This is a genomic window from Burkholderia sp. PAMC 28687 (genome assembly GCF_001577465.1).
Taxonomy (GTDB): Bacteria; Pseudomonadota; Gammaproteobacteria; order Burkholderiales; family Burkholderiaceae; genus Caballeronia.
Genome location: NZ_CP014511.1, coordinates 1 through 20973 on the forward strand (window position 1 = coordinate 1; position 20973 = coordinate 20973).

The following is a 20973-nucleotide window of genomic DNA, read 5'->3' on the forward strand; positions in this document are numbered from 1 at the left end:
CGAGTTGCTTTTAACGTACTGAAAACAAACAAAAAATAGTAGTTGTCCACAGCCGAATTTGTGTCTCGAATGCCGTGTTTATGTGTCTCGAATGCCGTGTATGCTGTGTCTCGATGCCGTGCCGTGTGTCTCGGATGCCGTGCCTTTGTGTCCCGGATGCCGTCGTTCAGTGTCTCGGATGCCGTGCCGTTATTATTCAATTGCGGTTATTCCCCGCTCAACGCTCACAACATCGTCTTCAATTGCGTAGTTCAGTAGAAACCCGATCTTAACCAGCTCGTCGAGTGCTGCGCGTAGTTTGACCTTGAACCCGGCTTTTTGAAAATTCCTGCTGCCGACATATCCGCGGAGAGTATCAAGCTTAATGGGAAAAGGTTGACGATGACTGCTATAAAAAGCGTGAAGCGCTTGGGCGAGATGCTTACTGCGAAGCTGCTGCCTTTGTTTCCAATCTAATGCCGTCCACTGACTTTCGCCAAATAGGCGAATCAGCTCGCGGTTCAATTCGATTTTGTAGTGGCGAGTAAGTTCATCCTTAACCCCGGACTTCACCAATGAACCAAAATAGGTTTTCCCCTCGTGTGTGATTTCAACAGCACATGCCGTCAAACGAATGATGGTGGAGTGAAGCTGTTTGTGTTGGCTCAGGCCTGTGTGAAGTCCTAGGGACTTTAATAGTCCATGCGCAGTAAATTCGCATGGATGCCCGAAGGTTGCTGCCGCGACAGGTGTGCGAGCGTTTCCCAGACGCTTAAATCGTCTTGGTTTAGCTGTTCTCCAGTGAACTTGACGACGATCCCTTTTTGACTTGCAAGGGTAGCCTCTTTCATGAATACGCGGTCTTTGCCTTGGATTGCAGCGAATAACGCAGACCGAATAAAGCTATTCGGCGTGCCTCGCTTTGGCTCTGGCCACAGCGGTAGTTGAGGACTTGCGTTGCCTCGCGTTGCCGCGCTTGTTCTTCCATTCTCGCAAGTGTGTCGCCAATGGCGCCCCTACCCGTGCCTGTCACGCCTTGCTCTCTTTTACTTTCATGAATTCAGAAAAACAAGAATTCAGCAATTCATTTAGTTTCATGTCGTGGTCAAGCGCCGCTTGCTTAAAAGCGCGGACGAACTCAGGTGGCATCCGAAATTGAAGTGGCACTAGTTCGGCTGATGGCACTGTGCCGCGCTGGCGAGAGGCGCTTTGCGGCTGTGCTCGACCAATCGTCATAGCGTCGGCCAGTGGATTCACGGTTTTACCCATTTGCAACTTTCCTTATTTCATGAAAACATGATTTAATGCAGGCCCAAAGCTCCGCGATTTCCACTGCCGTAGGCTTTTCGGCCCAATCTCTGGGGCGGTACGGCCAGAGGTCATTGCGACCGCATACGGTACTCGGTCAGCGATAAAAGCCTGTGCGACCTGGCCGTGTTGAGACAGCACCGCGACCGTTTGCGCGGTGATGCTCGCCTGTGGCTTTGCCTGCGTAATAACAAACAAGAGTGGTTTGCCTGCGCTTTTGACTTGCTCTACGGTTTCGGACACGGCCCACAAATCCGCCGGCGACGGACGCACTGGAATCAAGACTAGATCCGCCATTCGCAAAAGGTTGGCGTTCTGATCCGACAGTGCCGGAGCTGTATCAATAAAACAGTAGGTAGCGTTCTGCTTCTCAAGTGCGATCAGGGCCGCCGACAGTTTAGAAAAGGGCACGTCGGCGCGCTGTGGCGTATCTGCATCGCGTTGACTATGCCACCGGCTCAGGGTGCCTTGGCGATCGGTGTCGATAATCCAGACCGGCCCGTCGCCTGTCCGCTCCGCTTCCACTGCCAAATGAGACACAAGGGTTGTCTTTCCGCTACCGCCCTTTTGACTGGCAATAATTATTTTTTCATGAAAACCACCTTTCCTGAATTCAGGTAATCAGGAAAATAGCATAATGCGAGTCGTACACAAAACTTGTGCGAGCCGATGCTATAAAGCAACAAACCGACAGGGGAGGGGATCGGAAAAGCTAGCTTGGGGTTTGCGGGGCACGCCGTGCGCTACACGTCCCGCTTGCGCGCATGCCGCACGCGCAGGATTTCAACCTGCTTGCCGGCGACACGGTAGACGACGATGTAGTTGGGCCTCACAACCAGCTCGCGTGTGCCGGCGACGCGGCCCGGACGATAGCGGTTCGGGTAGGCCGAGAGGGTGTCGGCCTTCGCGCGGATAGTCCGGGCAACCTCAATCGCGGCGCTCGGACTGTGCTCACCGATGTAATCAATGATTGACAGCAATTGCTCAACGGCACGCGGCAACCACACCACGGTCATGCGCAAGCCTTGCGTCGGGTTTTCTTCTCGATCTGCGCGACCTTCGCATCGAGCAGCGCCATCACGTCTGCGTGCGCAATCATCGTCACGCTCGGATCATCGGCTTCAGCGAGCGCCTGCAACACGTCGGCTTCGAACTCGGCCGCGTCGTCCGCTCGCCGGTGTTTGGCTTTCATATGTGCGGCCTGGTCGGGCCGGCTCCATGCCTTGGGTGTCGGTGCTTGTGTGTCCCACTCCTCGAGCGCGAAGCGTCCCGTCGCGACCCCCAACTCGCGTACCACTTTTAGCGCCTGCCCGGGATCGCGAAACGATCTGCGCTCGCGACCATTGGACGTAACCAGTTCGGCCACGCCTGCTTCGCGCGTTTCCAGCTCAATATAGAATGACCCTTTGTCGGCACGCAGAATGGCACCTAGCACGCCACCGGCTCGCACGGCCGCGCCGGCTTGAGCAAGATCAAAACCGGCTCGCCTCATTGCTTTGCTCCTTAGGCTGTGGAAAATGCATGATCTATTATACTTGGTGCCACGCAATATTATATTTTGTGATGTTCATAGTCTGAATAGCGGGGCGGGCAGTGAGCCTTACGGGACAAGGTTTCCCGCCGAAGTCGACATAACACCTATTCGCTTCGCACATAACGCGGAGCGAACGCTACACCGGTTCCTCTTTCATTGCCCTGCGCAAGCAAGCCCGATTGGCTTAGCGTTTCGCAACTGGCCAATAGCGGGGTGATGATGTAAGGCCCGCAGATTTGCCGCTAGACGCCATGCAGTTCGCAACGCGGGCAAGGCGCCCGCGTTCGGCCATCTCCGGCCGTTGGCCCACGCTTCCACCTGGACGTTCGAACGTCGGCTTCTCGACGCGGAGCGGACTTCCTGAACGGTATAGAGCAGATCATGGCGCGCTCTGAACGCACGCATACAGACGGAAATCCCTCGGCTCAAGCCAGGAGCACCGAATAAATTCCCAAGGCCGCGCCTCGCCCCCACTGGCGAATGTCTACATGCCTCGGTTTGTGCATCGATCGGCCAGCGAATCGGCAGACAAACGCGCGCGCTGGAGATACGTCTTGACGCCAGTTCGTCCAACCGAATAGGGTCGAGAGCCCGGTCCAGACCGGACTCTCCAACGAGCTTAGCTTCGGAACAGATGCGTAGCGTGGGTGATGGCGCCGCCTGCACGGATGGCCGCTGCCACAAGAGCGGCTTCGGATAGCTGCGCGTCGGTAGCGCCAGCATCGCGAGCAGCTTTATTGTGCAGTTCGATGCAGTAGGGGCACTGTGTCGTCAAGGCGACAGCAACCGCGATGAGCTGCTTTTGTTGCGCGCTCAAAGCGCCGTCTTCAAAGACCGCCTTGTCAAACGCCCAGAAACTTTTCATCGCTTCAGGTGCGTTTTCGTCCAGTTTCTTCAGTTGTGTAAGATGCTTCATGTCGAACATGGGATTCTCCAGTAATCAATGGCCTACATTCTCATGGTAGAGATGCCTGTGTTCCATGTGGTCTCGACTTGGTTCGAATTCGTCCATGACTAACCTTACCCTCGCCGGATTTCCGATCCTGGAACGCTTTCTCGCAGCGCTGGACATCGGCGTGGCAAATTTCACGCTTTGCGACATACGCGATGGCTGGAGTGCCCGGTTCGACGCTTGCGCGACGGCAAGTCTTCACTACTGCATGGAAGGAAGTGGGGCATTGGTGACTCAAGGCGAGGAACGCATCTCTCTGAGTCCACACAGCTTCGTGCTGTTGCCGCCCGGCGTCGCCTACCGGATCGAAAGTGGCGGAACGTCGCCCACAAGTGAGACGAATCACGGGCGTCGTGGTTACTGGCCTTCTAGAGAGACAATACCGGCTCTCCAGGTCGGCGGAGCAGGAGCGGGCATCGCGACGGCGTGTGGCGAATTGAATCTGGATACGAACTCCGGCAGTGACCCGTTCAGGACGATGCGTCGACCGCTGATCGCACAGTTCGACGGGCAGTCAGGCTTAAAGAATCAATTTGTATTGCTGCTCGCGGAATGCGCGCGCCCAGGGCTCGGTTCGCGAGCGCTAGTAGAAGCACTGCTTAAACAGTGTTTGATCATGGTGCTGCGACGGCAAATCGCTAGTGGAGGCACAGACCTTCCATGGGCAGCGGGCTTCGCGGACAAGCGACTCGCGGGGGCACTCGAAGCGATCTTTGAACGCCCGGGATCTCCCCTTTCAGTGGAAAGCTTAGCCGATATCGCCGGAATGAGCCGTTCGGCATTTGCGGCCCAGTTCATGAAGGCGTTCGGGCAGCCGCCGATGGCCATGTTGAAAGTCGTACGGCTGCGGAAGGCGGCGGAGTTGTTAGCGACGACTGCTCTTTCGGTCGCTGAAGTCGCGAGAATGGTCGGATTTTCGAGCCGAAGCAACTTCTCCCAAGCATTCCACGCAATGCACGGAATGGATCCAACCGCTTTTCGACGTCGATCGAATACAACAAATAGCCGGACAGTGCGAGGCACGCCGTAATGCTGGAGACTGGAGGACTTGGCAAGCTCGATTGAGCTTCGGTAATCTGCGTTCGTCGACCCACCCGCAGATGAAAGTCAGGCTTGGCCGATGAAGCTATCGAGGGCCTATGGCCGCTTTACCCTGGAAGCCGACGTCGGAGCAGTGTTGCGGCGAATGGCTGTTGAGGGTCGGGAAGAGCCATTGGAAAGATCTGAATTTCCTTCTCACGCGGCGAACACCGATCCTAAACCCTGGTTCTGTTTCAACGGCACCTGAAAACCCAAACTGGTCGATCGAAGATACCGCCGTTAAACGCGGATACGCTCAACCTCGTCGAGGCTGATATCGTCGCGGCGCCGATCGTAAAGTTGGGTCGTGCGCGTTGATGCATGATTGGCCATCGCTGCGGCGTTCTCAAGCGTGCCGCCGTTTTTCAGGTAGGCGGTGATTCCGGTCGCTCGAAACGTGTGGTTGCCAATCTTGGTGTCGATGCCGGCTGCGATCGCGCGACGCCTTACCATCGCGTAGACATTGGGTTGGGGAAGGGCGGTTGCGCTGAGCGTTCCGGTGCCGCGTTGAATCGTCCGAAATAAGGGCGCTTTCATTTCGCCGCCAATGTTCGCGCCGTCGATGTAGGCGTGAAGATATTCCTCAAGCGTGTGATGACAGGGCATCTCATGACGCTTGCCGCCTTTCTCGTGCAAGCGCAGCCAGAGCCGCCGATTTTGCACGTACACATCCTCCACGCGCATCGTGATGGCTGCGCCTACGCGTGCGAACGAAAACACCATCAACGCAATCAACGCCCGGTCCCTAAGGCCAATGGGTGTGCTGACATCGATGCTGTCGAGCAAATGCCGCGCTTCGGTTGCATCCAGCACGGGCGTCTTGCCCTTGCGGGTCGTATGACTCGGTCCACGCACGGACACAGCAGGGTTGTGCGGCACGACCTGACCAATTACCAGCCAGTCGAACAGGTGACGAATGGCGGCCAGGTGCTGCTTGACGGTCGGCGCCGAGAGCGTCTGTGTCTGCAGTTCGATCCAGGCGGCGACGTGAAGGGGCTGCACGGCCGTGATGGATAGAACGCCCGCCTGCACGCACCAGGCCAGAAAATCCCCGACCGCGTGCGCATACGCTCGCCGCGTGTTCGAGTTACGAATGTTCGAGGCGAAGAATTCCAGAAAGCGGATGCCGGCTCGCTCGCCAGCATAGGCCACCAGGGCCGGTACGGTGACGGGAGAACGATCGACGATCGTAATGTCATTCACGATGCGGTCCCTTTTGGGCTGTGAATTTCATGGCACGCGCTTTGGCGAGGAGTGCATCAAACTCGCCGAGCGTACCGATATCAAAGTTAAGCTCGCCCATGGTGAAACGCACGATGCGTCCGGGCCGTCCTTGCAACCAAGCGACGGCGGCCCGTCCGAGTACCGGCCCAATCTCTTGACGGAGTGGCACCACAAATTCGCCAGTGAACCCGCTGTCGCCGGTGACACCGGCCATCGTGAACGCGACGGCGCTCATGCGGGTGCGATCGGCCCGGACTAAGTGGTAGAACTGCTTGAGTTCGTGCTGGTATTTGGGGCTGAAGGATGCCTCGTCATCTTGCGCACGCACGAGCGTGATGCGAACGGTGTCAAAGGGCGCCATGGTCTCTAATTTTATATGTGATAAAGGACATTATCCTACATAGAAACAACTAGTATCTTCCTTGTTTTGTACGAGTCATACTGCTGAGACGAAGGCGCAGTCCGCCGCTCTTCGCCCCTCATTGCAGATCGTTTTGTACGACTGCTTCCGCACATCGCTCAAGTGACCTCGAGACGAGTCCGCAATACCGCACCCAAAAACCAGAAATACACGCGGCGCAAGACTTAACTTGGGAGCAAGCATCATGATGCATAATTTTTTGACGAACAACCGGTCCGCGTTGATTGAGCGTTGTAAGGTTAAAGTGAGCAAAAGACCGGCCCGTCACGCTACCGAGCAACAGCTTGAAAACGGCGTGCCACTTTTTCTTGACCAATTAATCAACACGCTGCGAATCGAACAAACATCGCGGCCGATGGACAGCCGCACGATATCCGGGCCGTCTGGGGGCGGCATCACACTATCGGATATTGGCGTCGCAGCCGCACAGCACGGCAAAGAATTGATGGGTCTCGGTTTTTCGATTGACCAGGTTGTCCATGATTATGGTGATCTTTGTCAGGCCATCACAGATCTCGCTTACGAGCGGGACGCGCCATTTGAAATCGACGAGTTCCGGACCCTGAACCGTTGTCTCGACAATGCAATTGCCGATGCGGTTACCGAGTTCAGCTATCAACATGATTCTGCGATCGCAGCGCAGACCCTAAGCGCGACAACTGAGCGATTCGGTGCGTTTGTGCATGAATTGCGCAATGCTTTACTTGGTGCAACATTCGCATTCGATGCGGTCAAAGCAGGAAATATGAATTGGTCCGGCGCTACGGGTAGCGTCCTCGAACGAAGCCTTGATTCCATGGATAAACTGATCAAGCACGCGGTAATCGACGTCCGGATCGCGGCAAGCGGCTCGGCTGCGCGCAAACAATTTCATGTAGCAGAATTTATCGCAGAAGTCCGGGAATCAGGGATGATGATGGCGACGATGCATCGGTGCGTGCTAACGGTGTCACCGGTCGAGTCGGACATTGTCATCAGCGGCGATCGGGATCTGCTGTATGCGGCGGTAGGAAACCTGCTCCAAAACGCGTTCAAATTTACGCATAGCCATACTGAAGTGACATTGAACGCCTATGCCGTCGCGGACCGAATTCTCATTGATGTCGCAGATCATTGCGGCGGCCTGTCGCCGGGTGCTGCCGACAAGATGTTCATGCCGTTCAAGCAGAACGGTAAAGACAAATCGGGGTTAGGTTTAGGTCTTTCCATCGCGCGACGGGCAGTTGAGGCGAACGGCGGCAGTCTCAGCGTGCGTAACGCACCAGGAATTGGTTGTATCTTTACGATAAGCCTGCCGCGTCACGAGTTACTCGATCGTTAGGCCGTACTGTTTATACCGGCGGCATCGAGTACCGCGGCAGGCTCGCCGTGAAAACGCAGCCGATGCCGGGTATGTCCGACACGCTGAGCGTTCCCCCGAATGACTCGACGCTCTTTCGCGCGATCAACAAGCCCAAGCCCAGTCCGCTCTTGTCGGCCGAGTGTTGCTTGAACGGTTGGAACATGGTTTCCACGCTGCCAACAGGCAGACCGCCGCAATGATCTTTTACATCGATCAAAACACGGTCGGCCACCGCATATGCGTTCAAAGTCACTTCAGTGTGCGGGTGAGTAAATTTAAGGGCGTTTTGCAACAAATTGCCCACGGCTGCATACAAGAGATCGCGATCACCCGCTAGTGCAAGTTGGGGGTCCACGGAGGACACGACGAGCTTGCTGCCGCGCACTTGAGCAGCCAGTTCCGCCGCGTGTTCAACCTCAGCGATGAACTCGGCTAGTGAAAACAGCTGCGGCGACGCACTCTTTACAGATAACCCTTTTACGTCATCCAAGGATCGATCAATGAGGGTGCGTAGCCCCATCAAACCGCGATGCAGCACAGACCCTGTGGCCCCGGACAAGTTTAAATTGCCTGCTTTTGCCGCTTCAAAGGCGAGCGTCGCAGTCGACAGCGCATTACGCAGTTCGTGCGCGAAGAAACCGGCTTGTTCGTTGGCTTCGTGGAACCGTCGTTCATCAGCGAGATGGTCTCGTTGGTAGCTAAATTGTAAGCGGTCAACGAACCCGCCCGTTGCGGTGTTAGGTCAGATAGGTTAGCGATTAAACGGTCGGCTTACGAGCGGGCGTGCCAAGCTTCCACGGCAGCAATGCTTCGTAGTCGTCGGCGACTTTTGCGTACGGCAACGCCTTGAACAGATCGACCAGATACCGATATATATCAATGTCGTTGGCCTTGCAGGTTTCGATCAGCGAGTACAGGTTGAGACTTGCCTTGGCGCCCGCCACCGTGTCACTAAAGAGCCAATTTTTTCTTCCGACGACAAACGGTCTGATTGAATTTTCGCATGCGTTGTTACAAATCGGCCAAGCTTCATTTTCAACGTAACGCATCAACTTTGGCCACTGATTGCCAAGATAGCCCAGTGCCTGCCCAAGCTTTCCGCTGGGCAGCGTCGTCTCCAGGTGCTGATCCAGCAAGTCTTTGATCTGCCCGAGCACCACGCGGCTATAGCGCCGGCGTAGGCGTGCGCATCGGTGTGGCGCTTTACGTGCGCGGGCTTCTGCCGCATACAGCTTGCCGATCAGATGAAGAAACTGCGTGGACGGCTGGTGCATTGCGCGCGCCTCTTTCGGCAGCACCTCCTGGGCTTCCACGAAATAGCGTCGCGCATGACTCCAGCAGCCCAGGTGCACCAGAGCGTTCTTCTTCGCGATGAGATCGTACACAGGGCCGCCGTCGCTCATCAACGCTGCCCCCTCGCGCATTCCCACCCACAGCTTGTCGCCATGTTCGACATGATGTCCGGGCGCATAGCTAAACAGTCGCACCGGAGGTGGTCCGACACCGTTCATTTGCACCCAGACCGCGCTTTTGGACTGCGCCGCACGCCCAGGTTCCTTAAGCACCTGGACGTTGGTCTCGTCGGCATGGCCCACGGCGCTCTCCAGCAGCACATCACGCATCAGGTTGATCACCGGTTGAACTGCTTGACCAACACGGATCACGCACGCGGCCAGTGTGTTGCGCGAGATATCGCCGCCAAAGCGCCGCAGCAGCGCCGCGATCCGGTACAACGGCAAAGCGTCCATGAACTTCGACAGGATGATCCACGCCAGCGCCGCTTCCGTGAACAGTCCCTTCGCAATGATGCGCAGCGGCGCCGGGGCGACCTTCAGGCTGCGGTCGCAGACCTTGCACGCATACTTGACCCGTTCGTGACGGATCACGCGAATCTGCTGCGGCACGATGTCCAGCTGCTCGCTGACTTCGACGCCGATCTCGACCAGCTCCGAGCCGTCGTGCGGGCAAACCAGTTGGTCCGCAGGCAATTCGTATCGAACCACCTCGCGCGGCAGCGCCGCATCGAGCGGACGGCGACCGCCTTTCTTGCGTTTGTGCGCGGCTACCTCGATCTCCGGCCGGTCTTCCTGCGCGGGCTGCGTCGCCGGCGTCGGGGCAAGCTGCTCCGCTTCATTGAGGAACAGGTCCCCCTGGCGGGCGTCGCGCTTCTCACTACTCGCACCGAACAGCTTGCGCATCATGAGCTTCAGCTGTTCCTTCACGAGGTCGCGCTCAGCCTTCGTCACACGTAGCTCGCCGCGCAGTGCATCGCGTTCGGCGAATGCCGCATCACGCGCGGCGATGAGTGCATTCAATTCGTCAACAGTGATCGTGAGGTGTTCGCGGGTCATGCAACCACTCTAACGAATCACCGGCCGCAATGGGTTTACCTCAATTTGTAACAGTCACCGTCGCGTCTTCGCGACCATTCACGCCCTCGCATAGCGACGCTCGGGGTGCTTGCGCATCGCCGCAAGATCGATACCCTCGAGCAGCCATTGAAATTGCTCGACGCTCAGCTCGACCACCTCGCCGTTGCGGGGCCACGCAAAACGGTCAGCCTCAAGCCGTTTCATCATTAGCCAAAATCCATTGCGCTCATAAAGCAGCAGCTTTATACGGTCGGCACGCTTGTTGCGAAATCCGTACACCGCTCGGGCGAAGGGATCACGCTTCATCGACTGCTCAACGAGCACTGACAAGCCGTTGATGCTCTTGCGAAAATCAACCGCGTCGCGATGTAGATAAACTTTTAGACTTTGGTCGAAGTGGAACACGACGTCCTCCCCAACGAATCCATCATTGCCATCAGCAGATCGACATCGCCGCTCGTGCACAACAGCTCGACATTCACGCCATTGGGCAGATGTGCCCACAACCGTGCGCGCGGCGCCAATGGACTGGCAGGCGTTGCCGCCACCTTCACCTCAACGAACGCCAAGTCCACTCCCGGTGGTTCGCTCGACTTCTCCGCGGTGATCCGGGGCTTCCCAGAACCAGCCGAGCGTGCTCGCATGTCTCGCCTAACTTTGTACAAATGTTGCTTGCTCAGCCCATGCTCACGCGCATATGCCGAAAGCGTCTTACCCTCACGCTGCGCGGCTTCAATGTGCGCCATCGCATGCATGCCGATCTTCTTTACACCATCATTCATATAGCCACCCTCAGCCTGCTGAAAATGCTACATGCTCCTCTATTCAATGCCTGGCGCAAGGGGCGTGCTTGACCGATCGCTTACGCTCGATCACTGCTGTCCGATCTAGACACGCAGGAGCTACTGTCGCAATCGGCGAGCGAGGCCCAGATCGATCTCGATACGCTGGGCGACAAAGACCTGCTTGCGGAACTGGGCGTCGACACGCCGGACGAGGATGACATCACCGTGCTCCGGCACGTCAAATCGCGCGTCGATAAGGCCGCCGCCGAGGAGATCGCCAACCGGACGCCATGCGCAGACTTCGACCAATTCAAGCCGTTCTTCGACGAAGCGAAGGACGGCTTGCAAAGTGGCGCCTGGGAGACTCAACCCTTCGCCCTTGATGCGGAAATCAAGCTGGCCAACATCCAGCAAGGCGATTTATTCATCCTGCAAGGCCAAATCGCCTACATCGCCGAAAAGGGCGAGGAAATCAAAACGTCTGTCGCCGACCGGCAGGACGCTCGATTACGCGTCATCTACGACAACGCGACCGAGAGCGACCTGTTGCTTCGCTCGTTCCAGAAAGCGCTCTATCGCGACGACGCACCCCGGCGCTTGCGCAAGATCAAGCTCGGTCCCCTGTTCAGCGATGAGTGGGAAGACGGCGACGTGCAAAGCGGCACCATCTATGTGCTTCGCAGCCTGTCTGACGAACCGCTCATTGCAAAGCACCGCCAGTTCATTCACAAGATCGGCGTGACCGGCGGTAAGGTCGAAACCCGTATCGCCGACGCTGAGAACGACCCGACCTACCTGTGTGCCCCAGTTGAAGTCGTAGCCACCTACAAGCTCGCCGGTGTCAACCGGGCGAAGGTCGAAGGGCTGTTCCATAAGATTTTCGCGAATGCGAAGTTCGATATGGCTTTACCACCCCGGTACGGTAAACCCGTGCGCCCGCAGGAGTGGTTTCTCGTGCCCTTGCCGGTCATCAACGAGGCCGTCCAACGCATTCTTGACGGAACAATTTTGAATACGATCTACGATCGGGAGTTGGGAAAGCTTGTGAGGCAATAGTCGAGTTTGGACGCCGACGGTTTGCCTAGCAAAGCTGATGACGGTCGCCCCCGAAGAGTAAATATGCCCTGCCGCGTGCGACTAGCGAGGCCATATAGGCAGAGGACACTGAATCTTTACCCATTGATGCGTGACCGCCTTACCTTCCTCTGTATTCGTCTTTTGGGTGGGGACGTTGCCGTCAGTCGATCAGGTGCTTCAGGGCCAGCGCTAATACGCGACTTTGAACGTCGGCGAGTCTTCCGGCCGGCTCTTGCGACGGTCATAGATTCGGGTGGTGGCAATGTTTGCGTGGCCTAACCATTCCTGCACCTTGGCGATATCTGCCTCGTGCTCGAGCGCATTGGTTGCGGCCGTTGCGCGCAGGCTATGCACCCCAAAACCCTCTACCTTGATCTTGGCCTGCGCCGCATACACAAGCACGCATTTATACACGCCGTCAGCCGTGATCGCGGCACCGGTCACGCGTAGCGGCTGGAACAACGGCGCATCCGCCGCCGCGCCGTGGCCAGCAACTTCTAGATACGCATGGATGCGCTCGGCGCTCCCAGGATGCAGCGGCACATAGCGCAGCTTGTTGCCTTTGCCGTGGATCCGCAGATGCGGCACGCCGCGCCGGTCGTGAATGTCCCGCACTTTCAGCAGGCACAGTTCCTCGCGGCGCAGGCCGTGATAGAGCAGCACGGCCAGCAGCGCGCGATCGCGCTTGCCTTTGAGCGTCTCAGGATCCGGTGCGTCGAGCAGCGCGCGCGCCTGGTGGTCGCCCAGCGCCGGGGTTTTACCTTCGTTGCTGTCGACCCTCGGGCGCTTGGCGCCTTTCGCCGGGTTGAAGTCAACGGCGTTCTTTTCGCACAGGTACTCAAACAACGACGACAGCGCGGCGAGCTTGCGCCGGATGGTCGCCCCCGACAGCGCCCGGTCTTCCAGGGTCTTGCGCCAGGCCAGCACGTGCGCTCGCGTGACGATGCGGAACTGTTCCGAGCGCTGGATCCCGGTGAAGGCCATGAAGTCCTGCAGGTCGACCTGGTAGGCGCGGCGGGTGCGCGGATTGTCGAGATTCGCGAACCACTCGGTTTCCGCTGGCACCGCGGCAAGCTGATGAAATTGCGCCGCCGTTAGAGTCCAGGATGGTGATTCCTGAACGCTGACGGCCGTGATGGGCTCAGGCGTGTTTTTCATGTAGGATCCTCACGTGGGGGCTTCGTGCGCCCACTTTTCGCAAAAGGCCGCCTCGTGCGGCCTTTTGCATTTCTGACCCGCCCATCGAGGCGGGTTTTTTATTGGCACGAGCAAAAATGAAAAAGGTCAATCGGACCATGGTCATCGTCGCCCTCATCCATGCATTTACGGCAATCACGGTTGCCGCGATTCATGCGCATGAGGCGATCACGGTGGCCCGGAACCAACACCTCGTTCACTAAGCGCCGATCCCGATTGTTCTCTCCGTCACCTTGCAGTCCGTGACGGGTCGGTGATTTTTTTGGCCACTGACCTGTCGTGGCGGTTGCTGGTGAATTTACTATTGATAACCTGTTTTATCAATAGTAATGGAGACCTCCCTCTCACTGCTTCTGACTGCCTCCGCCGTCACCGACTCAGCCCAGGAAGATTTGCGTTCCTGGCACTTTCCTCCTGTTCGAGCTCAGGCGTCTCACGCGGCAAATCGCGGCGCCACCGCTCAATTCTGCAATCGCAAAAGTCCGAATCTTGAACGCGCTCCAACTTAACGGCATTGGATCTTTGTGAGAATATTTTATAGCGTCTAGTTTTTATATCCGCGACTACGGGAACGACCAAATCTTTAAGATACCAGTTATAATTAAGATGACGATCTTAATTATTTAAGACGTGAATTTCACTGTAAATCATGACTCTAATTTTTGATTCTTTTTCGGAGCCCCAGGTTTAAGGGCTTTAAGCTGAACCGGGACATTACTTTCTTCAACAGATAAACGCAATCCAACTATCTGCAGGAGCGCTATCAGCGTATCAAGCCTCGGATTGCCGTCGGCAGACAACGTTCTGTATACCGTTGCGCGACTTACTCCTGTTGCTTTGGACACGGCGCCTAGCCCTCCATATGCTTCGACTACCAATCTCAATGCAATCAATCCAGCGCCTTTGTCGTCTGTGTTGCTTATGTTTTGCATTGCAGTCTTGACATAAGTAACCACTAATTCTCGATCAGTTGAAAGATCGGTAAGCAGACGTGCATACCCCAAATTATCGTGCATTCTTTTCATTTAATCCCTCTCAATCGACATACTTCAACCAATGCTATCAACCGCGAGTTTATAAAATCGATCATCGCCCTTGCGTTACCGAGGTTTTAAGGTGCTAGAGGACATTCAAGGTTCTTACGATCGGGTGGCCACCGGCGAGAGAAGGGAAAACCTCTAAAATTTTATGTGTTGCATAAAAGCGACTACTTATCTTTTTGGATTTATCTCAAGGTAAGCTGCGCACCATTGGAACATTAAACGATCTACGGAGCTGGCGGATGAAAAGAGCGATTTTGGCGACTGCGGCGTTGGCACTGGTTGGGGCAACTGGAGCCGCACAGGCTCAAAACAGCGTGACCCTGTACGGCGTGATCGACTCGGGCATCGGCTATGTGCACAACGCACAAGGCAATCAGAAGCTCGTCGGCATGATCAACGGCAATCTGTCGGGTGATCGTTGGGGCCTGAAGGGTCAAGAAGACCTGGGTGGCGGCCTGAAGGCGATTTTCCAATTGGAAAGCGGCTTTGATGTTGGCACCGGCCGTTACAATCAAGGTGGCCGTGAGTTCGGTCGCCAGGCATTCGTCGGTTTGACCGCAGACAAGTACGGTACGGTCACGATTGGTCGTCAATACGATCCGCTGGTTGACATGGTGCAAGCCATCACGGCTGACAACTATTTCGGTTCGGCCTTCGCAACCCCGGGCGACGTAGACAACTACGACAACAGCTTGCGTGTGTCGAACGCTGTCAAGTACGTGTCGCCGAACTGGGCCGGCCTGCAGTTCGAAGGTTTGTACGGCTTTAGCAACCTGGCTGGCACGACCGGTCAAGGTCAGACGTGGTCGGGCGCCGTTGCGTATAACAACGGCCCGTTGGGCTTGGCTGCTGGTTACTTCTACTCGAGCAATCCGAGCGCTGGCCGCGGACCGGCATGGAACAGTCCGTCGTCGGATTCGCTGTTCGATGGCCCGATCAACAACGGCTACACCACGGCTCACTCGATCGGTATCGCTCGTGCTGCTGCCCAGTACGCTATCGGCCCGGTAACGGTCGGCGCGTCGTACAGCAATGCACAGTACAAGCCGGACGGTTTCTCGGCGTACACGTCGACACAGAAGTACAACATCGGCAACGCGTTTGTGAACTTCCAGGCTACGCCGGCTCTGCTGGTGGGCGCAGGCTACACGTACGAGAAGGCAAGCGGCGATACGTCGGCCAAGTACCACCAGGCTTCGCTGGGCGCGGACTACTCGGTTTCGAAGCGTACGGACTTCTACGCTGTAGCGGCTTACCAGCACGCAAGCGGCACGCAAGCTACGTACACGACGAATGCAGCAGGCCAGACGGTTCGTGTCGATCAGGCTGCGCAAGCTTCGATCGGTTCGTATGGCTACGCTGGTACGAGCAATCAGGAACTTGTGATTGTTGGTATCCGTCACAAATTTTGATCGAGTATGCAGTGCTAATTTGTAGGATTTAAAAAATCACCCTACCAATGGAAACGTTGGTAGGGTTTTTTTATGGCAAGACAAAGGTGAGAATCGCACATTGCTTGTCAGCCTATCAAAACTAACTAGTCTTAGGCGATGTCAGTTATTGATCGAATGACATACTTCGAAAACTAATGTTGGTTACCGACTAAGCCCCGGGGATCCGCGGTCCTGGCGGTTTTGGTCTTCCTGTTCGATCTCAGGCTTTTCACGCGACAACTCGCGGCGTGATCGTTCAACACCCAGCGCTCCCCTCTCACGCCCTTCGAGCTTTTCCCACTGTGTCCGGTGTTGGCCTAGCTGGTCAAATCGACGGGTGCCGGCAGGACTGAACGCATACTGTGCCGTGCGCTCGGCGTAGTGATTCCAATCCCGTCCGTCACCCGTGGACCGTCCATGAACGCTTGGCGAACATTGCCGCAATGCTTCCTGAACGACCGCCTGGTCGTGTCCCGTCACCCTCATGCGCACGGCGATCATCGCATCGACCCTCGACGGATCGACATGCCCTTTGCCAGCGTGTTCCCGCCTCTCCTGACGCCCGACAATGTCCTCGTAGTGCCGTCGATAGACATCGGCCAGACTACCGGGCAATGACGCGCTCAACGTGGGCAAAAGCCCCGGCGCGTTCTGCTCCATTTGGCGGCCAAGCTCGCTTTTTACCTGCATTCTCGCCTGTATCCCTTGCTCAATGGGCTCCTGCAGCTCCGGGTTGACGATCCGAAACCCGTGTTCGACCGCGAGCGCAGCACACCGGGCCTTGTAATCCTCGCTTCCGCTCACACTCAGCTCGCCCCATTTCTGCGCGGCCAGCTCCAATGCTGCGAGCAAACTGTCGTCGCTGTGCGAGTCGTACACCTCGATTTCACGCCCTTTGTCGACGAACGCCACTGCTGCCGCGCCACGATCACTACCACTAGACGCCGACTCAACCGCGTCTCGACGGCTGTAGTGCACTTCGCGCCCATGAATAAGCGCCACGTAATTCCGGATACCGCGCGGCACAGCGACCGCCGACATGCTGTTTTGACCACGATCAACATCCGCAGCCCTGATCCGCGCGACCTCGTGCCCTTGATCTGCCAGTATTTGGTTAACGCCTCGGTCAACTCCTTGATCGAGACTTTGACCTGTCTCCCTATCTCGATCGCGATACCGCCACTGCTCGGCAAGCTCGGGCTGTCCACGCTCACGCAACCACATTTCTATGTCCGGATACGGCGCAAACCGCTCCCGTAAAAGCTCCCGCTCGCCTAGGTGCCGATCTTTCAGACTCGCCCGCTCTCCAGCCTGCTCTGCCGCCAGAATGCTTTGCATAGCCTGGCGCAATTCGCCCTTTCCTTTCCACACCCCCTGACGTGACCGCTTCCCGGCATCGCTCACGTTTACAAGAATGTCCCGTCGCACCGATTTTTGCGCATCAGACAAACGCCGCCGCTCAAGCAAATGCCGGCGCTCTTGTTCCTCCACGGCAACCGTCTTCGCCGCGTAATGAGCACGCCGGCCGTCGATATACTCGGGCCACTCGGCAACCCCTTCTTCCCCTTCCGCTATCGGTTTTGGCGATCGCAATCCCACCTCGCGGTTTTTCACCGTCCGCTCTGCGGCCTGCTCTACCGCTGGCGCAAACACGCCGAGCCGTTTCTCCATTTTCGACAAACTCGCGGCACGATCGGTTCGGCTCGCCTTCACCCCGACATCCCCCACGAACACGACCGCCCCACTGCCGACTTTCTCGTACCGCATTCCCTTTTCAGCAAGTCGGCGATGCACCTCCGCCCAGTTCGTCGCTTCCTTAAAAACAGGCGCAGCCTCTTCAATTGCGATCCGCTCAGCCGATTTCTCACCCGTGCGCTCCTCCATGTCGCGCTTCGCCTGCTCGGGCTGCCGCGGTCGAGCCACACTCAACCGCACTGATTCTCGTCCACGCTCCACCTCGCCCGTATCCAGCATCTGATAGCGTCCGTGGCGCTCGCGCTCCCACCCCTGAACATGTTCGATTCGCGCAATCGCACGATGCGCCGCCTCAATATCGAAACCGCGATTCGGTTTAACAACCTTCAAACTGTCCGGATGGACCCGATTCACCATCACGTGCAAGTGAAGATTGGCGGTATCGGCATGAAGTCCGTAAATGGCTTGATGATCTTCCAGTCCCATTTCTTTTAAAAAAATCCCAATAGCTTCTTCAACCTGGGCCGGGCTAGGCTGTTCATTTTCCTTCCAGCTCATCACATAGTGATTGATCGGATCGCGGCTGCGCACCGCCTCTTGGGCGAGCGCCAGCATCTCCGCTTTCTGCGCTTCAAACGAATCGGTGAGAAATCCCCGGCTTCCCTGATACACGCACTTTTCTTCCGCGTTCGATTTTTCAGGCGACGCAATGTAGCCCGCAAGTCCATTGACCCTCATGGCTTTGAATGCTGATTTCGACGGATTCTTGATCTTTTTAACGATCACGATTCGGCTTCTTGATCAGCTTAACGTTCGCCTTCTCGCTCATCTTTTCGATGTAGGTCTTGACCGCTAGTAGCGCTGCCGCAGTCTCCCGGCTATAGGCGCCTTCGCTTTTCACATGAACGTGTTTGAGCAACCCACCAAGGCGCCGCAATTCCTTGATCATGATCGCGTCCGCGTTGGCCACAATGGGCCGGCCAAAGTACCGACGCCGCACCAGCTCCGATACGCTCAAACCCGCGAGATCGGCATCTTCCTTGAGCCTCACCTTCTCGCTCGCGGTGAGCCGTAAGCTGATCAAACAATCCAGTGCTTCCAGGCCGTTCTGTACAAAGGGCATCGCGCCTCACAACATTAAATGCGCTCGTGGCGCGTGTCTCACAGGTGAAAAGACACCACAAACGGGGGGTACCGAACCTGTCGGGGTCAAGGGGGCGACCCCTTGCAGGATGAGCGGGGTGCGAGAAGCGAAGCGCCGAGCACCGGAGCGTCCTTTGGAAACACGTGCGTAGCATGTGTATTACAAAGGCCATCCTGTATAGGCAAAAACACCATAAATCGTAGCCCTCAACTTCTGCCTTTGCAAGCGCTCTAATGCTTGATAAGCTAGTACCTACGTATTCATCCTATGATAACGGTACACCTTGGAGAAGCAGGCGTGAAACTCACTACCGAAAAGATTGAAGCAATCGCAACCAAGCTTCGCGAACTCCCGGCGATCGAAAAGAAGAAACCCGAATTCTCCAAACAGGAAGCCGTGAAGCTGCTGTCCAAAGAGATCGTCGCCATGCAAAAACGTGGCTACACGCTCCTCCAAATTTCCGAGGCGCTGCGCGGTGAAGGTTTGAGCATTGCCACCCCTACCCTCAAAACCTATTTGCAGAAGGCGAGGCCTGCTCGCAAGGCATCCGTGGCCAAACCCAATTCGCCGACTACAAGTCCGAAATTGAGCGAAGCGGGAGCGCACTCGTTTACGCCCAAAGCCGATAGCGAAGAGATTTAGTGAGGGATTGAAATGGCAAAAAATATTTATCTGATTGGCGGCAGTAAGGGCGGCGTCGGTAAATCCATCGTCACGATGGCGACCGTCGATTATTTGCAGTCGCTGGGCGAGACTGTCCTGCTCATCGAGTCGGACACCAGCAACCCGGATGTTTATAAGGCGTATCAGCAAAGCACCCGTGCTGAATTGCTTAACCTCGACGAGGCTGACGGCTGGATTCAATTAGTGAATCTCTGTGATGCGGAGCCAGACTGCGTCGTCGTCGTGAATACCGCTGCGCGTAATAATAAGGGGGTGAGCGCCTACGGCGAAACCTTGAACAGCACGCTTGCCGAACTGAAACGCAAACTGGTGACGTTGTGGGTGATCAATCGTCAGCGTGACAGCCTCGAACTGCTCAAGCAGTACCGTGACGCATTTCCACACTCGACCAATACCGCCGTCCACTTTGTGCGCAATGGCTATTTCGGCGACGAAGCGAAGTTCGAACTCTACAACGGCTCGAAAACACACGAAGCCATCGAGGAGCGCGGCGGCTTGTCGGTGACGTTTCCCGACCTGGCAGACCGTGTAAGCGACGATTTGTACAGCAAACGCATGAGCATTGCCGTAGCAGCTCAGGAGTTGCCGATTGGCAACCGGGCCGAATTGAATCGTTGGCGCGCAGAAGTGAAAAAGAGCTTGCAGGGAATCGTTGATGAGTGAACGTTCGTCGATCCCGTCTGGAAGCCAATCCGCTGACCTGTTTAACGATCTTGATGAGAGCTTTGCCAAACTGCTGGGTCGGCAACCTAGCGATGCGGAACGTCAGAAACTGTATATGGTTCGAGATGCGTTGGGTCTCAAAAACAATGATGCGCTCTGGTTGGTGCTTATGGCACTGCAACATTACCAGACGCAGTACGAGACGATTCCGACCACGATCTCGCAGACAGCAAGCGATACGTTGAAGGATCTGAAAAGCGCCGCCGATGCAACGATGCAGGCCTCAGCCGAAGCCGCTAAGGCGGATCTGGCCGAAGCTGTCGCGAACGCGGCTCAGAAAGTCGCGGTGAATACGTCGCGAAAACAGATGTGGAAATGGGCCGCAGGTTGCATCGCGATCGCGTTCTTGAGCTTCGGGCTTTTCGGGGCGTTCGTCTATTACAAAACGTACACGGCAGGCGTGAACAGCGGGTACGGAATGGGCTATAACGAAGCAAAAGACGAAAAGGCAGCAGCGGCGTGGGCGAACACGCCACAAGGGAGATTGGCGTATCGATTTGCTCAGACCGGGAGCCTCGACAGTCTTATGAAATGCGATCGGCCTGGCTGGTCGGAGAAGAAAGGGGTTTGTTACCCTTACCAGACTGCAGACGGCAACGTTTATGGATGGAGAATACCGTGACTTTGTATCGAGGGCGTCAGCTGCGCAAGAAAGGTCGTTCTATCAATGACACTTTTCATAGAATTACGCTGGCCACATGCAAATCATCAGTGTTTGCGAAAGATAGGGAGCTTCTTAGTCTCTCTCAATGGGACAAGCCCTGTAGGGGCGCGTCAGGCCGTAGGCAGAGGTCGTGAGGAGCCGGTGGTAGGGTGCGGGACCGCGAAGCGGCTGTGCACGGCCGTAGGCGGTGTGCAGCGCAGCCTTCCACGGGCGGGCGCGGGATATTTGAGGCATTGACTAATGATTGTTGTGTCTCGGATGCCGTTGCCCCTCTACTCTTGATTAAAAGAAGATTAAAAAAGATTAGACGCTTTTT

25 protein-coding genes are annotated in these 20973 nt (G+C 56.4%); 8 read left to right on the forward strand and 17 right to left on the reverse strand.

What is annotated here, in order from left to right:
• Nucleotides 1-192: 192 nt before the first annotated feature.
• From trfA to AX768_RS31635, 7 genes are all read right to left on the reverse strand, one after another.
• Nucleotides 193-609: a plasmid replication initiator TrfA gene (trfA, locus tag AX768_RS34060; protein ID WP_231941691.1), complete on the reverse strand. Its 417-nt coding sequence runs from the start codon at nucleotides 607-609 to the stop codon at nucleotides 193-195.
• A gap of 62 nt (nucleotides 610-671) precedes the next feature.
• Complete coding sequence (locus AX768_RS34065; protein ID WP_231941692.1) at nucleotides 672-830, reverse strand: hypothetical protein; 159 nt, start codon at nucleotides 828-830, stop codon at nucleotides 672-674.
• Nucleotides 831-1008: 178 nt separating this feature from the next.
• Nucleotides 1009-1248 (reverse strand): hypothetical protein, encoded by a 240-nt coding sequence (locus tag AX768_RS31615; RefSeq protein WP_062004314.1) that lies wholly within the window; start codon nucleotides 1246-1248, stop codon nucleotides 1009-1011.
• Nucleotides 1249-1260: 12 nt separating this feature from the next.
• Nucleotides 1261-1812: a ParA family protein gene (locus AX768_RS31620; protein ID WP_335340503.1), complete on the reverse strand. Its 552-nt coding sequence runs from the start codon at nucleotides 1810-1812 to the stop codon at nucleotides 1261-1263.
• 218 nt (nucleotides 1813-2030) lie between these two features.
• Complete coding sequence (locus AX768_RS31625; protein ID WP_062004318.1) at nucleotides 2031-2303, reverse strand: type II toxin-antitoxin system RelE/ParE family toxin; 273 nt, start codon at nucleotides 2301-2303, stop codon at nucleotides 2031-2033.
• The gene (locus AX768_RS31630) at nucleotides 2300-2779 is read right to left on the reverse strand and encodes a hypothetical protein (protein WP_062004320.1); all 480 of its coding nucleotides are present in this window, start codon (nucleotides 2777-2779) and stop codon (nucleotides 2300-2302) included. Before AX768_RS31630 ends, AX768_RS31625 begins: the two co-directional genes overlap by 4 nt.
• Nucleotides 2780-3440: 661 nt before the next feature.
• Nucleotides 3441-3746 (reverse strand): carboxymuconolactone decarboxylase family protein, encoded by a 306-nt coding sequence (locus tag AX768_RS31635; RefSeq protein ID WP_062004322.1) that lies wholly within the window; start codon nucleotides 3744-3746, stop codon nucleotides 3441-3443.
• Between the two features lie 85 nt (nucleotides 3747-3831).
• On the opposite strand from AX768_RS31635, the gene AX768_RS31640 reads away from it, so the two are divergent.
• Nucleotides 3832-4803 (forward strand): helix-turn-helix domain-containing protein, encoded by a 972-nt coding sequence (locus AX768_RS31640; RefSeq protein WP_062004324.1) that lies wholly within the window; start codon nucleotides 3832-3834, stop codon nucleotides 4801-4803.
• A 290-nt stretch (nucleotides 4804-5093) separates the two neighbouring features.
• Here AX768_RS31640 and AX768_RS31645 read toward each other — a convergent pair whose 3' ends face one another.
• Together AX768_RS31645 and AX768_RS31650 are read right to left on the reverse strand one after the other, a co-directional pair.
• Nucleotides 5094-6056: a tyrosine-type recombinase/integrase gene (locus tag AX768_RS31645; RefSeq protein WP_062004327.1), complete on the reverse strand. Its 963-nt coding sequence runs from the start codon at nucleotides 6054-6056 to the stop codon at nucleotides 5094-5096.
• A complete protein-coding gene (locus AX768_RS31650) occupies nucleotides 6049-6438 on the reverse strand; it encodes a hypothetical protein (protein ID WP_062004329.1) in 390 nt (129 codons plus the stop codon). The genes AX768_RS31645 and AX768_RS31650 overlap by 8 nt, the downstream gene beginning before the upstream one ends.
• 244 nt (nucleotides 6439-6682) lie before the next feature.
• Here AX768_RS31650 and AX768_RS31655 point away from each other — a divergent pair, with 244 nt between their 5' ends.
• Nucleotides 6683-7819, forward strand: a complete 1137-nt coding sequence (locus tag AX768_RS31655) for a sensor histidine kinase (protein ID WP_172812061.1) — start codon at nucleotides 6683-6685, stop codon at nucleotides 7817-7819.
• A gap of 10 nt (nucleotides 7820-7829) precedes the next feature.
• On the opposite strand, the gene AX768_RS31660 is transcribed toward AX768_RS31655, so the two are convergent.
• From AX768_RS31660 to AX768_RS33440, 4 genes are all read right to left on the reverse strand, one after another.
• Nucleotides 7830-8360 (reverse strand): sensor histidine kinase, encoded by a 531-nt coding sequence (locus AX768_RS31660; RefSeq protein WP_231941694.1) that lies wholly within the window; start codon nucleotides 8358-8360, stop codon nucleotides 7830-7832.
• Between the two features lie 238 nt (nucleotides 8361-8598).
• Entirely contained in the window at nucleotides 8599-10191 is a 1593-nt protein-coding gene (gene tnpC / locus AX768_RS31665) for an IS66 family transposase (RefSeq protein ID WP_062004333.1), read from the reverse strand.
• A gap of 78 nt (nucleotides 10192-10269) precedes the next feature.
• Entirely contained in the window at nucleotides 10270-10617 is a 348-nt protein-coding gene (tnpB, locus tag AX768_RS31670) for an IS66 family insertion sequence element accessory protein TnpB (RefSeq protein ID WP_062004012.1), read from the reverse strand.
• On the reverse strand, nucleotides 10593-10994 hold the full coding sequence (locus AX768_RS33440; RefSeq protein WP_062004335.1) for a hypothetical protein: 402 nt from the start codon (nucleotides 10992-10994) through the stop codon (nucleotides 10593-10595). The genes tnpB and AX768_RS33440 overlap by 25 nt, the downstream gene beginning before the upstream one ends.
• A 228-nt stretch (nucleotides 10995-11222) precedes the next feature.
• Here AX768_RS33440 and AX768_RS31680 point away from each other — a divergent pair, with 228 nt between their 5' ends.
• Nucleotides 11223-12053, forward strand: a complete 831-nt coding sequence (locus AX768_RS31680) for a GIY-YIG nuclease family protein (protein WP_231941690.1) — start codon at nucleotides 11223-11225, stop codon at nucleotides 12051-12053.
• Nucleotides 12054-12263: 210 nt separating this feature from the next.
• On the opposite strand, the gene AX768_RS31685 is transcribed toward AX768_RS31680, so the two are convergent.
• The gene (locus tag AX768_RS31685; RefSeq protein WP_062004337.1) at nucleotides 12264-13232 is read right to left on the reverse strand and encodes a tyrosine-type recombinase/integrase; all 969 of its coding nucleotides are present in this window, start codon (nucleotides 13230-13232) and stop codon (nucleotides 12264-12266) included.
• Between the two features lie 116 nt (nucleotides 13233-13348).
• Between AX768_RS31685 and AX768_RS34185 the strand changes: the two genes are divergently transcribed.
• A complete protein-coding gene (locus tag AX768_RS34185; RefSeq protein WP_257722393.1) occupies nucleotides 13349-13474 on the forward strand; it encodes a hypothetical protein in 126 nt (41 codons plus the stop codon).
• Nucleotides 13475-13918: 444 nt separating this feature from the next.
• On the opposite strand, the gene AX768_RS32480 is transcribed toward AX768_RS34185, so the two are convergent.
• Nucleotides 13919-14296, reverse strand: a complete 378-nt coding sequence (locus AX768_RS32480) for a helix-turn-helix domain-containing transcriptional regulator (RefSeq protein WP_082779224.1) — start codon at nucleotides 14294-14296, stop codon at nucleotides 13919-13921.
• Between the two features lie 257 nt (nucleotides 14297-14553).
• Here AX768_RS32480 and AX768_RS31690 point away from each other — a divergent pair, with 257 nt between their 5' ends.
• Nucleotides 14554-15726 carry a porin gene (locus tag AX768_RS31690; protein WP_062004339.1) on the forward strand — a complete coding sequence of 391 codons (1173 nt, stop codon included), beginning with the start codon at nucleotides 14554-14556 and terminating at the stop codon, nucleotides 15724-15726.
• Nucleotides 15727-15909: 183 nt separating this feature from the next.
• On the opposite strand, the gene traI is transcribed toward AX768_RS31690, so the two are convergent.
• Together traI and AX768_RS31700 are read right to left on the reverse strand one after the other, a co-directional pair.
• Nucleotides 15910-18228, reverse strand: a complete 2319-nt coding sequence (gene traI / locus AX768_RS32485; protein ID WP_082779225.1) for a TraI/MobA(P) family conjugative relaxase — start codon at nucleotides 18226-18228, stop codon at nucleotides 15910-15912.
• A complete protein-coding gene (locus tag AX768_RS31700; RefSeq protein WP_062004341.1) occupies nucleotides 18218-18565 on the reverse strand; it encodes a plasmid mobilization protein in 348 nt (115 codons plus the stop codon). Before AX768_RS31700 ends, traI begins: the two co-directional genes overlap by 11 nt.
• A gap of 318 nt (nucleotides 18566-18883) precedes the next feature.
• Between AX768_RS31700 and AX768_RS31705 the strand changes: the two genes are divergently transcribed.
• Genes AX768_RS31705 through AX768_RS31715 form a run of 3 tightly spaced genes read left to right on the forward strand, consistent with a single transcriptional unit; the run spans nucleotide 18884 to nucleotide 20615 of the window.
• A complete protein-coding gene (locus AX768_RS31705) occupies nucleotides 18884-19228 on the forward strand; it encodes a hypothetical protein (protein WP_062004349.1) in 345 nt (114 codons plus the stop codon).
• A gap of 12 nt (nucleotides 19229-19240) precedes the next feature.
• Nucleotides 19241-19933: a nucleotide-binding protein gene (locus AX768_RS31710; protein ID WP_062004343.1), complete on the forward strand. Its 693-nt coding sequence runs from the start codon at nucleotides 19241-19243 to the stop codon at nucleotides 19931-19933.
• Complete coding sequence (locus tag AX768_RS31715) at nucleotides 19926-20615, forward strand: DUF6753 family protein (protein ID WP_062004345.1); 690 nt, start codon at nucleotides 19926-19928, stop codon at nucleotides 20613-20615. Before AX768_RS31710 ends, AX768_RS31715 begins: the two co-directional genes overlap by 8 nt.
• Nucleotides 20616-20973 lie beyond the last annotated feature (358 nt).